This is a genomic window from Psychrobacter immobilis (assembly GCF_904846225.1).
Lineage (GTDB): Bacteria > Pseudomonadota > Gammaproteobacteria > Pseudomonadales > Moraxellaceae > Psychrobacter > Psychrobacter immobilis_F.
Genome location: NZ_CAJGZJ010000006.1, coordinates 108,743 through 122,644, shown reverse-complemented (window position 1 = coordinate 122,644; position 13,902 = coordinate 108,743). Strand labels below are relative to the sequence as shown.

Genomic DNA, 13,902 nt, shown 5'->3' with positions numbered 1-13,902 from the left:
TCTTTACTCAATCTTAGCAACGCGCTTGAGAAAAGCTCCTGAAAAGCGCATCAAAATTTTTGCACAATATAGCTACTGCTTGCTGACGTGAATAACGCAATTGATGACAGCCCAGTATCAGCTCATGTACTTGTGCAGTGGCAACATCGACACATAGATTTATCTCAGACCGGTCAATGAGGTGTTCGGCTGACACTAATCCCTGAATAAATATCGCTGCCCACTCTTCTTTTATCTCACCAATCAGCCGTCCCAAACCTTTATTTTCTGAGTGGTTAGAGAGTGAGGCATCGTTTGACCTGTATTGATTTGCCGTCTGTGGATGATCGCGTATGCTATCCTCGATTAATCGTTGGAACAAGTCAATATTTTGGAATGCAGCATCAAAAATCACGGTCAAGCAGTACTGACAACGTTCATTAAATTGCTCGTGCGTCAGCGTTGCATAATCTTTTAACATAGTTATCCAAGCGCTGCGCATGGGTGAGAGATAATTGTGTTTGAGCTGCTCGCTCAACTCATTTTGTAACTCATCTAAGCTAGCGAAATGATTATAGAAGCTTGGCTGTGCAATACCCGCGCCTTTTGCGATTTTGTTCATGCTCATGCCGCAAGCGCCTTCCAAGCTGTATAACTTTAACGCGCTTTTTAACAAGGCACGACGCGTTTTGGCTTTTGCCAGCTCACGCTTTGATTCTACTGGCGCCTCAACCATCTCATTTGTAAGAGTTACTGTTTTGGAAGAACTTACCATTAATCTACCCTAAGCTTATAGTCGGTTCAATTTAAAGACGATGACTGTTTCAACTATAAGCCTATAGTCATTTATCTGATATGTCTATCACTAAGTTTTTAATCATTATCGTTGTAATAAAAATAATGCTTTTTCTCTCACACAGCGTCAGAAATCTCTGCCAAATTCATCGGCTCTGTTTACGTATCTCGCTGATAACACTCATCAGTTATTACACAAACAAGCGACTCATAACACAACCATGCCGATTTTTATAGTAACGCAACACTATAAACATTGCACATACAGACAAGGCAATTTTGGACGCTTATATTAAGTGTTATCAGCTGGCTGACAAAGCTACTGAGTAAACTGTTAATTAAAGACAGATGGAAAAATTGTCTTAACAATCATTTAATAATAAAATAAGGAATATAATAATGAACGAACATACGCTAAAAGGTGACTGGAATCAGATGAAAGGCTCAGTGAAACAAAAATGGGCGGATCTTACTGATGATGATCTATTGCATGTTGAAGGCAGTCGCGACAAACTAGTAGGTAAAGTCCAAGAACGTTATGGTCACAATAAAGAAGACGCTGAACGTGCAGTCGATGATTGGCGCGCTGAAAATAAATACTAATTATTTATAACTCGCACTCTATAACCGTTAAACAATAAAAAACCGTATAGACTTCTATGCGGTTTTTTATTGTTTAACGAAAAAATATAGACTCATAGCATAAGTTGTTTGGTAAAAAATGTCATAAAAGAGCCTATAGACTTAACACCCAGACACGATAAAACCGCATAGCAATTAATTGTTATGCGGTTTTATTGTTAACGATCCATGTTACCTATCACGACTGTTTCCTATGCATCCTTGCATAATATGCAGTATATTGTGACACTGGGCATCCTACCCTTTTTACTACGTTTAGCAATATTCACTACTGCTATCTATCAGCAAAGGTTATGTGTCCTTGCTTCACTTACTTTTATCATCCTGATGCTAGTAAATGAATCATTATCCTTAATGCGGTCAACTCAATCCTTGAGTCACATTCCCTAATGCCGTATGACTATAATGCCTTTATCTTAACCCGATGTTAAGTCGCGTAAGCGTCATTGCGTGTAAGCATATGCTTACAAAATGCATATTACTCAAAAAAAATTACAACTCATTAACGCACAAGACACGTACTATCAAGCTTTGTCGCTTAATATAGATAATGTAAGAAGATATTTCCAAATAATTTATGATACGTTTTAAAGAATGAATGATTCTTAAACTAATTATTTTTTAAAACGTAATCGCGTAGATATGGTACAAACCCAATCATGCCAAAACTCACAAAGTGCCTAACTCTTTCAGCTGCCATCATCGACGACAGTAACGAGAAGTTTGTAAATATAATAGGATATTGAATTATGAACATTTTAAAGGCTTTCTCGTTTAAAACCGTTATATCTACTGGCCTTGTGGCTGTTTTATTGGGCACTACAGTTGGTTGTACGGTTGCAGGTTCAGGCTATGACAATCGACCGATATATCGCGATAATAATAGTAATAATGGCAATAGCAATGCTAATTACAATCGCGCCCAACAACAGCTGCGTCAAGACTTACGCCGTCAAGGCTATCAGGTGATGGATATCAAATCTGATAACTACCGTGGTGATCGCGTCCTCACAGCTTATGCCAAAAAGAATAACCAGCCTTACGAGCTGAAATATACTTATCCTAGCCTCAGACTCATTAGCTCAAATAAAACGTCTTGGTCTAACAAAGAGCAAAATAATAGATATAAAAAAGACCATCATAAGCAAGATAAACACAGAAATAACGGCAAGCACAATAATAATGGCAAACATAACAACAATAAGCATTATAAAAATCACTAATACTTAAAGAGAATGGCATTATCAGCCATCAATCGTCAGATACTACTGGTATAAATTTTCCTCGCTTGCTGCGTCGTTGCAGACAGAGGCTTCAAAAAATTCATTCCAGCATTAATGTCGCGTTTTTATTGTTTTTTAACGATATATAAGTTTTGACATCACGAGCTTTGTGATGTTCTTGGTCAAATAAACCAGCCCTTGGTATATTTGGCTTTTTTTTATTTTATTAGAAATACTGGTAATCTTAATAAGTATAGGCAACCTTAAAAATCTAAGACCTTTATCACATCATAAGCGGGCATCTCATAAGGATGTGCTCGTTTTAACGCAGCGATAACAGCATGAATCATTGGTTCATCAACGACCATCTCAACTCGCCATTCGTCAACTTCTTCGAGTCGATCCTGCGCTCCGATATGTGGTTTGCTACCTGCTAATGGCCTAAATTGCCCCATACCCCGTACTTGCCAACAACATTGCTCATAATTGCCAATCTTTCCTGCACCAGCGGCGAACAAAGCTGACTTCACCGTATCGAGTGCATCATTGGGGATAAAAACCGTCAGCTTATACATATAATGCCCTCGTCAAACCAGCTAAAAGTAAAGTTGGACACTCAGCAATACTATAGTCAGTCCTAGATAAAAGAGATACAGCTATTATCACGCGCTACTGAGATAAATTTTCCTTGCTTGCTGTGCCGTTACTGCCAAAGGCTACGCAAAATTCACCCCAGTAACACTGTATCTACTTTATAGTGGAACGATTTTACTATTTTTGGCTAATGTTATTATTTGAGCACCGCTATTTTTTGGATAAAGAGGGATGCGCCGTCCATATATAGCGCAGTAACCAATCTTTGGCATCCCCAGCATAATCAATACCAATACGTGGACGCAACGATACTGGCGGCGCGCAACCATCATCTTTTATCCAAACTCCTGACTCAGGAACGATGAATTTGCCATATAATTGGCGATCAATCTGTAATTGCTTAGTCAGTTTGCCAGGACCTGCAAATTGCTTGGGATGGGTAAGCTGCTTGTCTGGACTCAGTTGTTGTTCTTCAATCAAGCGATCGCTATCCTCTGTTAAGAATCCAGCACGAATCAACACCGACTCAGGTGATTCTAGAGGGCCACTGATTACGTTGAGCATATGATGAATGCCATAGGTCAAATAAACATAGAATACCCCACCTTGCTCGTACATAATTTCAGTGCGCGGCGTCCGAGTGCCCGCATGCGAGTGACAAGCAGGATCCTCTTCTCCAATATAAGCTTCGGTTTCTGAGATGCGCATGCGCAATACTTTCACCGTGCCATCAGTATCTATCAGCTTTCTGCAAAGCACCTTACCGACCAAATCAGCAGCGACCACACAAGTTGGACGAGTAAACCATATTGGATCTAAAACGGTTGATGTCGATTCAGGCTTTTCCAATTTAGATGCTCTCGATTTAGGTATTGTAGGTTTGAGCATAGAAGCTAAGCCTTCTATTTAAGTAAATAATTTGAGTAAATAAGCTTTATTATAAGAATAGTCAGTCACATTCCTCGTGCGTATTTCATAACGATTCAGTAATTTTTTGCATAAAAAAACTGAGCACATGGCTCAGTTTTTTTTATTTTAGAAGCTTAGTTAGATCATTTAGCTTAAAGGCACGCCAATACGGTTAGCCACTTCTTCGTAAGCTTCGATCACATCACCCAATGACTGACGGAAACGGTCTTTGTCTAGTTTCTTTTTGGTGGTTTTGTCCCAAATACGGCAACCATCTGGTGAGAACTCATCACCCAAAACGATGCGGCCATGGAATACACCAAACTCTAGCTTAAAATCGACCAATATCAAATCACCTGCATCAAACAATGCTTTTAATACATCATTCACTTGATACGTCAGCTCTTTCATTCTTGCCAATTGTGCGTCAGTTGCCCAGCCAAGAGACACAGAAAGTGAGGCGTTTACCATTGGATCACCAAGCGCATCATCTTTATAAAAAAGCTCATAAGTAGATGGGGTCAGTGCTTGACCTTCTTCTAAGCCCAACCGACGAACCAAGCTGCCTGCCGCAAAGTTACGGACAACGCACTCAACTGGAATCATCTCTAAACGCTTGACCAAAACTTCGTCTTCAGACAGCTGTTTTTCGAAATGCGTTTCGATACCAGCGTCAGCCAACTTTTGCATAATAAAAGCGTTAAAGCGGTTATTAACGACGCCTTTTCGGGCTAATTGTTCGATACGCTTACCATCAAGCGCTGAGGTATCGTCACGGAAATGTAAAATCAAAAGATCATTGTCTTCTGTTTCATAGACAGATTTGGCTTTGCCTTTATACAGCAGTTTTTGCTTTTGCATTATTGGAGTTCCTGTTCGTTCAAGCTTATGTGGTAAAAACGCGCAGCGACCGCTGAGTCTTATACGACTGAATTAATTGTATTCAAATTAATCGTAATAACAAGCCAGCGGTATAAATGGGGAAATAGGGTTACTCTGAAGGACTACTGACAACACGTTGAGGCTTTGGCAGTTTGTACTGGCTGCCTGATTCGTTTTGCAGTGTGAGTGTATTTGCACCAGCACTAGGAGTTGGATACAAAGGGACAAAGGGCGCCGTTTCTTGGTCAGCTTTTAGCTCTACTGGCGCAAGTTTTTTGCTTTGTTGATACTCTAAGCTGCCATTGTCACGCTTACCAAGTAAATCTTTAGTTGCTTGGCAGCCGCTTAATACTAGGGTGCTTCCCATAATTAAGGTCAGCATTGCAGGGAATATCTTTGCAGTTATTGATGATGTTTTCATCATGTTATCTCTCTGGGTTAGCAGTGATTGCTCATTTGAACAATTGGCTTATCGTTTTTACTAAATCTTATAAAATTTTGCTAAGTCATGTTATTACCAACCGACTTAGCATTTAGTCGTTGTATTGCTATTAATCGTTGTATTGCTATAATAATTTTGCACGAATCCATCGTCGTCTCGTACGAAATTATATTGTTTTTCATGCAGCTACATTATTTTTGCACGCAATAAAGCGTCATCAAGAGTGGCGTGATGTTGTTCAGCCAGCCATACTAGTGGCAGGCGAATGCCATTGTCTATCATACCCATTTTATGTAGGGCATACTTCGCTGGGATAGGACTTGATTCGAGAAATAAGTCACGGTGCAAGTGTTTGACAATATCATGTATTTTATTTGCCGCGTCAAAATCGCCACGCAAACCTGCAGCGAAAGTTTCGCTCATGGCTTTTGGAGCAACATTGGCTGTCACTGAGATATTACCTTGACCGCCCACTTTCATTAGTTCCAGCGCCGTACCGTCATCGCCCGATAGCACGACTATTCTATCACCAACGGCTTTGATCAATTGTTCACCGCGGATAACAGAGCCAGTAGCATCTTTAATCGCAACGATATTATCGATATCAGCTAAGCGCTCGACCGTTTCTTGAGCGATATCAACCACCGTACGCCCAGGCACATTATAGAGCATCTGCGGGATATTTACGGCTTTGGCGATGGCTTTATAATGTTGGTACAAGCCTTCTTGCGGCGGCTTATTGTAATAAGGCGCAACCAACAATGCGCAGTCCGCACCCGCATCTGCCGCATCTTGCGTCAGCTTAATCGCTTCACTGGTATTGTTTGCGCCTGTACCAGCAATCACTGGCACTCGACCGTTAACGTGCTTCACAAAATAACGAATAACATCACTATGCTCTTGCATCGACAATGTCGCTGACTCACCAGTCGTGCCAACCGCCACAAGACAATGCGTGCCTTGCTCAATTTGCCAGTCTATGAGATCAGACAGACGTTTATAATCGACCTTGCCGTCAGGGTGCATGGGCGTTACCAAAGCTACCATTGAGCCTTGTAGTCGGGTTTTAATCTCGTCGTATGCTGTGCTCATAACTGTGCCTTACTGTTGTATTATCCTAGCTTTTTTCAAAGCTGTCACATGATAGGTCGTTTGCCAGTATCAATCTTTATGTCTGTTCCTACACTCATAATATGTGTAAAAATAGACACTAATAACTAATAACTAATAACTAATAACTAATAACTAATAACTAATAACTAATAACTAATAAGCATATTGCTTGATATTAATGCTGTCTGTTTGGCTATTATTAGAGCATTTATATTATAAAATTTAAACACTCAAATCAGTATTGACGTTATTTTTGCCAATGACTAATAATGTCTATGAAAGAATAAACATTTAATAATAAAAACGACTGCTAGTGTAGCATATTTTGATTTGACCGCTATCAAACAATTAACGTTCCATATAATCATTCAACGCCAAATCAACAGTGTCTTTTCTCTCTAAACATTGTAGATGCCAAGCTCAAACCCTATCATTAATAGCGTCATTACTTAACCAGTAGTTGGCAATATAAATAAGCGCTGATAAGACTTTCAGATATTATTAACGAATTGTCAACACATCGATAGTGGGACGATACAAGCGAAAAGGCAATCCTCGCGTACCAATACCGCTACTCACAAATATCTGGGCACTACCATACTGATATAAGCCGCGCTGCTTACCCATACGGCTATTGTTTAACAACGTTGCTCGCTCGTTATGACGCTCGATATCTTTCTGTTTTTGTGCCAACCGTATATTTTTTTGAATTGCTTTTGCCGCACCTGTGATCAATAAAGGTCGTGGTTGTAAGGTTTTTGGCAAATGGCTAATACTATCGAATCGTGACGCTAGAATAATGACCGGCTTAGTGGCTTTAGCGATTTCAGCACCCAGCGCTGCTTTATCAGCGATATTTGTAAGTTGCCTAGGCGTGTCTTGCCAGCCGCAAAGCACTGCTACCGCTGAACTGTCTGCTAAGCGCTTCTGCCTGATACTAGGTTGAGCATCATCTCTATGGCTTGATTGATTCGCTACTGATTGACCCTCTTTATTTTTCACACATTTTAGTGGCAAAGAGGTGCATTGCTGGCCAATATAACTGATATCAAGTATATCAAAGGCACTGGCTAACGTATCTTCTAATAGTGGTTGGCCTTGCTTGTTTGTGTTCATCGACTGATAGCGCAAATCTGAGATACTCATCACTGTATAAACGGGTTTGTTTAGCCCTTTAAACAGCATAATCTGCCCAACCAAATCCGCGCTTGGATAATACAGCCAATCGCCAGTAATCAGCACTGCATCTGCTGATAATGCGTTAATGGTGGCGACAAGCTTACGAATATGACGAGGCTTACCGCTATATAATCCAATACGCAAATCAGCCAATACAGCAACTGTAAGCGGTGTAGACAAATCCAAGTCAACCGCATGATGTTCTAAGCGTAACCGATTGGGCTGTACAATCACTGTATGAAAGTAGAGCGCCATGGACAATACAGCCAGTAGTACGAGCGGCATTGAGAACGGCGCCAGCATCGGTAGCTCATATTCTGACCAACCTATCACCAACATTATTGCCCAAACTGGCATCGTATAAGCGGCATAATATAGCATCAGCTTAAACCAGATGCGCATAAAACGGTTGGTAGGATTGGCGTTGAATGTCTGTAACCCTGACCACAGTAAAATGTACGCTAGCAATGCTGCTGCCGTAAAGATACTTAGCGTATAAAAAGTGTGGTCAGTCATAATTACCTGATGTTTATGTAAGGGTATAAACCTATCGACGGTTTACCCTATATTAAAGCGTCTTGAGCGATAAATATATCACTCATGGGATAAGTTAATGACATTGTTCGGTCATTTTGAGTCATTTGATAAAAAAATCAGCCATTATAGAGGTCGAGCTCTATGATAGACAAGTATAATTATCAACGCTGACAGTTATGCTATTTGTGATGTCAGCGCAGGCGGTCATATCAGTGTTTATTCAATACGTAGACCAATGATGGCAGGGATACCTTGACGCAGTACCTCAATAGTCACCACACCTGTTTTAGGTAATGATGAGATGGCGCTTGAAAAATCCGTCACTTTTTTAATCGGCTTTTGGTGGAAGTTGGTAATTACATCCCCTGCCAAGATACCCGAGCGTGCTGCCAAACCAGTCGGATCAACCGTGGTCACTAAGATGCCCGATTTGTTGTCTGGGGCGACTTCTGCTTGCTCATCGGCAGTCAAATTACGTAGACGCAAACCCAACTGCACCTCATTATTCTGCTGATCACCGCTTTGTGCTCTGACGTCGCTTGGCGCGTAAGCCAGCATGCCGTTAACGATCATCTGCTTACCATCACGCTGAATCTGCGTGCGAAATGTGTCGTTAGGTTTGGCACGATTGAGTAGGTTTAACAAATCTGAGGCGCGCATAATCTGCACATTGTTATACTGTAGAATAATATCGCCAGCCTTCAGCCCCGCTTTTTGTGCTGGTGAGTCTGGCGATACGCGGGTCAGCAGAGCGCCTTGCGGACGAGCCAAATTATAAGCTTCAGCCAAATTGCGATCGATATCTTGTGGATAAACGCCCAAATAAGCACGCACCACTTCTCCATCTGTTTTTAGCTGCTCATAAATATCCATTGCAGCATCAATCGGAATAGAGAACGACAGACCCATATATCCACCAGTACCACTAAAGATACGCGAGTTAATACCGATGACCTCGCCCCGCTGATTAAATAGCGGGCCACCTGAGTTACCAGGGTTTAGTGCGACATCGGTTTGGATAAATGGCACACTGGTCTCACGCGAAAAGCTGCGAGACTTGGCACTGACAATACCAGCGGATGCTGAATAATCAAAACCAAACGGTGAACCGATTGCTAATACTGGCTCCCCCACTTTCAAAGCATTTGAATCACCGATAGGCAATGCGGGAAACTGACTGCCTGCAATTTTAAGGACAGCTACATCTGAGCGCTCATCACTACCAACCAAGGTTGCATCAAGCTCCGTTCTATCGTTGAGCGTGACCGTAATTTTATCAGCGCCGTCTATCACATGATGGTTGGTCAACATATAGCCATCGGATGTGACAAAAAAGCCAGTCCCATACGCATGCTCAATCGCTGGTGTGGTCGCCTGATCAGGAATACGTAGACGATCACCAAAGAACTGCCTCAGCAATTCAGCAGTTTGCGCCTTGGCCAGTTCGGCTTCACTGACCGTTTTTGTGACATTCACACGGGCGATCGCTGGTGTCACTTGCTGTACCAAATCAGAGAAGTCCGCAGTGGTCACCGCTGCTTGTGCCGTAGTCATTGCCGTGGCAGTAATACCAGCAATCATCGCGGTACTGACAGCGAGCGCCAGCGCACTACGCTGTAACCAATGCTGCATCCTAAACTTAGATTGCGATTTAAACATATTATTAGGCATATCGTCCTCTGTATGATGGTCAATTATTATTGTTAGGGTTCAAGCTTTATTGGTTGTCAGCAGTGCGTTATATGAGACAAGGTGTTTTTATAGAGTGTGCTTTTAATGGCTATTGGTCAGTTTACTATTACCCGCCTACCTATATCCATGTTTTAATGCTTTTATAACTTTATACTATCGATTATTAATGTTTCTATATAGTTGAGCCTAAAAAAATAAGCACATTCATTACAAAGTATCGCTAGGATAACCTACAGCAGTGTTATTTCATAATGACGTGGCACAACTTCATGACTGGTGGATAGTATCGTGATCAGTCCAGTCCTGATAGGTAAGAAATAAAATCATGTTATGATAGCAACCAAATAATTTCCGAAGAAACAAACGTTAAATTTACTAATAGTGAATTTATCAAAGTGACCATCATCACTCTTATTTTTCATCTTTTGCATTTCTAAAGTGGCTTATGTCTCAAAGAATGCTTTTGTCTTTACTATAGTCGAATCCAAATAATTTCGATACAAGTAAGCCACGTACAGATAGTACAAGTAGTACATCAAGCGGGGCTGACGATGTAGCAGATTTATAGGATGTTGACTGTACTTTATAATATATATCATATCTAGCTCATGTTGTGATCCATAATGGCTCTCATTGTTGTCGTTCAGACGCTGTAGAGATTGGCATCTACTTACTGATTAAAGTGGCTGTCACAGTTATTTCTATAAAAGCTATTGATAGACATAAAATATGACAAGATTATAAAAGGATCAACTTATGGATACCGCCCTATTATTATCCGGCGTGGTTGGGATTGGCATTGCCGCCCAATGGTTGGCTTGGTATTTAAAGCAACCATCCATTTTATTTTTATTACTAATTGGCATTGTCGTTGGACCCGTGCTGGGTGTTTTCGATCCTGACTTGGTGTTAGGGGAACTCATGTTTCCGTTCATCTCTTTGGGTGTGGCGATTATCTTATTTGAAGGCTCGCTGACTTTAGAGTTTGATGAGATTAAACAACACGGTACCGTTGTGCAAATGCTGGTATCGGTTGGTGTGCTTATCACCATCGCTATCGTCGCGTTATCGACTTATTTATTATTTGATGTCGATCCGCTGATTGCGTTGTTGTTTGGTGCGCTGGTGTGCGTCACAGGTCCAACCGTGATTATGCCGCTACTGCGTAGTGTGCGCCCCAATAAAACCATATCCAATATCCTAAAATGGGAAGGTATTATCATTGACCCAATCGGCGCAATCGCGGTGGTATTGGTCTATGAATATATCATCTCAGGCGGCGAAGCCAGCAGTATCTTACTGTTTGCCAAAATTGTGATATTGGCGACGGCGCTTGGTATGGCGGGTGCTTGGGTACTGGCCTTCCTTATGCGCCGCCATATGATTCCTGAGTTTTTGCGCAATGTGTTTACACTCGCTTTTGTGCTGGTATTATTTTCTGTATCGAATCATTTGGAGCATGAATCTGGCCTATTAACCGTTACCGTATTGGGCGTTGCTTTGGCAAACTGGCCTAAGTTCCCACGCGATACGATTTTAGAGTTCAATGAATCATTAACCATTCTGCTGATTTCTGTACTCTTCATTATTTTAGCCGCTCGTGTGGAGCTGGCAAGCTTACTGAGTGTTGGTTTCGCAGGCTTGGTGTTACTTGCTGTGGTTATGTTTGTGGCACGCCCATTATCAGTATGGGCCTCATCTATCGGCTCCAACCTCAAAACCAGTGAAAAGCTGATGATTAGCTGGATTGGACCTCGCGGTATCGTCGCGGCTGCCATCTCATCATTGTTTGCTATTCGTCTGCAAGAGTATGATATTCAAGGGGTTGAGTTACTGGTGCCCTTAGTATTTATGGTCATCATCGGCACAGTGATGATTCAGGGTCTGGGTGCAAAAATCGTCGGCAATATGCTGGGGGTACGGGAACCTGAAACCAATGGTATTCTTATCGTCGGCTCAAATCCAATTGCCCTTCTCATAGCCACTTCTCTAAAAGATCAGGGATTTGATGTCATCGTCGCGCACAATAACTATACCAATATTGCTCGCGCACGTATGAGCGGCCTGCGTACTTATTTTGGCAATCCCATCTCTGACCATGCGGATCATCATCTTGACCTTATCGGTATTGGCCGTCTGTTTGCCATGAGTATGGATAAAGAGATGAACACCTTGTCTGAGATTCATTATCGTCATGAATTTGGCGAGCGCAAATTGTATCGTTTAAAGTTCAGTGACGAAAAAGTCAGAAGCGAGCGTGAGGACAAGCAGTCAAACTTTCACTCACAGTGGCTATTTGGCAAAGATGCAACTTATACCAAGCTTGCCAGTATGCTGTCAAAAAAGGCGCGCATCAAAATCACCAATATCACAGATAGCTACAGTTTTGAGCAGTATAAAGCCGACAACAAGCAGTTTGTCCCGCTTTATACCATCGACAAAGAAGGCACGCTACACGTCATTACGGATAAATTTGATGGCATTGTACCGCGTGATCGCAAGCTTATCTCATTGGTGGTAGAAGATGAGGTGCAGCCAAAGCCAGTAGACGTCACGCCCAAGCAAGAGCAAGCGCGCATGGCAGCAGACGCGAATTTTGAGTCCGGCTCAAAAGCGCCTGAAAAGCGTAAAGAAAAAGAGTTAAACGAAGAAAATGTCAGTGATAATATAGGGCAGCCAGAATCTGTCGTGGGTAGCGAGAAAAATACTGAGCAAAATGCCGCTGGCGATTCATCGACTAAGCCCAGCAGTCGCTCAGAGTCTTTATCGAGCACCTCAAAGACAGCCAATGACCAAGCGACAGAGCCAAAAAATCTATCTGCTGAGACGGTGAATAAAGGCGTTATGTCTGCAAACTCGACAGCAACGTCGAAAACCAAGGCTTCTATCAATAGTAGCAAAAATGGTAATGGCAGTGCCCCTAAAAATAAAAAGGGATCGCTTGACCCCAATCGTTTACCTGACTCTAGTCAAGATAACGCCGCCTCTGACATCGATGTCACGAAAAATAATGACCCTGACAGCTCAGATAAAAACGCGGATAAGTAATAACTGTCGCTCTATTAGCGATCGTTTTAATAATTTATAAAATACAAAAGCCCTAGCATTATGCTGGGGCTTTTGTGTGATGACACCTTTTAAAAATAACCTATTATGCTAAATGATAAAAACGCGATGGTACTGCTGGTATGTGTATTTTTTAATGCGTGTTTTGTAGCCTCTGTCTGCGCAAGCAAGCAAGCAAGCAAGCAGTAAATTAGGCCGTGTCCTCAATCTGAAAATGGTGATAAAAATAAGATAAATGGCAGCCAAATAAGGAAAATAGTGCAGATAATATCGAGATATTGACTAGCTATTTGACGTAGTTTGGCAAGATTTAGCTATTTTTAGCCCATTTAATCGCTTTTATTCAGATTGAGGACACGCTCTAACTATAGCTAACGTATCTTGCACCGTTTGCCACACGCGCGCGCTAACTTCATCGGTACTACCTGACGCATCAATACGCTGTATACGCGCAGGGTACTCGCTAGCAAGGGTGCTAAATCCTTTATGTACCCAAGTAAAAAACTCAGTAGCCTGTTGCTCGAACCGATCGGCAGCGCTACGTTTATTGGCGCGCGCCATACCCTCTAATACAGGCAAATCCAACCATAATGTCAAATCTGGTAATTGTGGAACAAACTGATTGATAAGCGTATCAATCTTGGCACGCATGACATCGTCACCATGTGCGCGCCCGTAACCTTGATACGCAATGGTCGAGTCTTGTCTTCCGTTCTAACAATTTGTAAACTAATAAGCTTTATATCCGTATATACTATAATGTAAACTACTAATGTGCTATAAAACAAACAACCTTATTTAAAGTCTAAAACAATATAGCTTAATAAGAGATGTTTTTATAGAAATTAA

General features: G+C 41.6%; 12 protein-coding genes. 3 read left to right on the top strand and 9 right to left on the bottom strand.

Translation table 11 applies throughout. The features are described 5' to 3' along the window. Positions 1–13: 13 nt before the first annotated feature. Positions 14–754 carry a TetR/AcrR family transcriptional regulator gene (locus tag JMX48_RS06520; protein WP_201535777.1) on the bottom strand — a complete coding sequence of 247 codons (741 nt, stop codon included), beginning with the start codon at positions 752–754 and terminating at the stop codon, positions 14–16. 419 nt (positions 755–1,173) lie between these two features. Here JMX48_RS06520 and JMX48_RS06515 point away from each other — a divergent pair, with 419 nt between their 5' ends. Both JMX48_RS06515 and JMX48_RS06510 read left to right on the top strand, forming a co-directional pair. Further along, positions 1,174–1,377 (top strand): CsbD family protein, encoded by a 204-nt coding sequence (locus tag JMX48_RS06515; RefSeq protein ID WP_201535774.1) that lies wholly within the window; start codon positions 1,174–1,176, stop codon positions 1,375–1,377. 788 nt (positions 1,378–2,165) lie between these two features. After that, positions 2,166–2,639: a PepSY domain-containing protein gene (locus JMX48_RS06510; protein WP_201535771.1), complete on the top strand. Its 474-nt coding sequence runs from the start codon at positions 2,166–2,168 to the stop codon at positions 2,637–2,639. A 263-nt stretch (positions 2,640–2,902) separates the two neighbouring features. Here the strand turns inward: JMX48_RS06510 and JMX48_RS06505 are convergent, their stop codons facing one another. The 7 genes from JMX48_RS06505 to JMX48_RS06475 form a co-directional block, all read right to left on the bottom strand. Next, a complete protein-coding gene (locus JMX48_RS06505; protein WP_201535768.1) occupies positions 2,903–3,214 on the bottom strand; it encodes an NGG1p interacting factor NIF3 in 312 nt (103 codons plus the stop codon). Positions 3,215–3,443: 229 nt separating this feature from the next. Then, positions 3,444–4,121: a DNA-3-methyladenine glycosylase gene (locus JMX48_RS06500; protein ID WP_201535765.1), complete on the bottom strand. Its 678-nt coding sequence runs from the start codon at positions 4,119–4,121 to the stop codon at positions 3,444–3,446. A 168-nt stretch (positions 4,122–4,289) separates the two neighbouring features. Beyond that, positions 4,290–5,003, bottom strand: coding sequence for a phosphoribosylaminoimidazolesuccinocarboxamide synthase (gene purC, locus JMX48_RS06495; protein ID WP_201535762.1), 714 nt, complete (start codon positions 5,001–5,003; stop codon positions 4,290–4,292). A gap of 130 nt (positions 5,004–5,133) precedes the next feature. After that, a complete protein-coding gene (locus tag JMX48_RS06490) occupies positions 5,134–5,469 on the bottom strand; it encodes a hypothetical protein (protein ID WP_201535868.1) in 336 nt (111 codons plus the stop codon). A 183-nt stretch (positions 5,470–5,652) separates the two neighbouring features. After that, complete coding sequence (gene dapA / locus JMX48_RS06485) at positions 5,653–6,558, bottom strand: 4-hydroxy-tetrahydrodipicolinate synthase (RefSeq protein WP_201535759.1); 906 nt, start codon at positions 6,556–6,558, stop codon at positions 5,653–5,655. A gap of 522 nt (positions 6,559–7,080) precedes the next feature. After that, positions 7,081–8,274 carry a hypothetical protein gene (locus JMX48_RS06480; protein ID WP_201535755.1) on the bottom strand — a complete coding sequence of 398 codons (1,194 nt, stop codon included), beginning with the start codon at positions 8,272–8,274 and terminating at the stop codon, positions 7,081–7,083. Positions 8,275–8,511: 237 nt separating this feature from the next. Then, positions 8,512–9,966 (bottom strand): Do family serine endopeptidase, encoded by a 1,455-nt coding sequence (locus tag JMX48_RS06475; protein WP_201535752.1) that lies wholly within the window; start codon positions 9,964–9,966, stop codon positions 8,512–8,514. Positions 9,967–10,743: 777 nt separating this feature from the next. Here JMX48_RS06475 and JMX48_RS06470 point away from each other — a divergent pair. Then, entirely contained in the window at positions 10,744–13,035 is a 2,292-nt protein-coding gene (locus tag JMX48_RS06470; RefSeq protein WP_201535750.1) for a cation:proton antiporter, read from the top strand. A 357-nt stretch (positions 13,036–13,392) separates the two neighbouring features. On the opposite strand, the gene JMX48_RS06465 is transcribed toward JMX48_RS06470, so the two are convergent. After that, positions 13,393–13,746, bottom strand: coding sequence for a dTMP kinase (locus tag JMX48_RS06465; protein WP_227687935.1), 354 nt, complete (start codon positions 13,744–13,746; stop codon positions 13,393–13,395). Between the last annotated feature and the right edge of the window lie 156 nt (positions 13,747–13,902).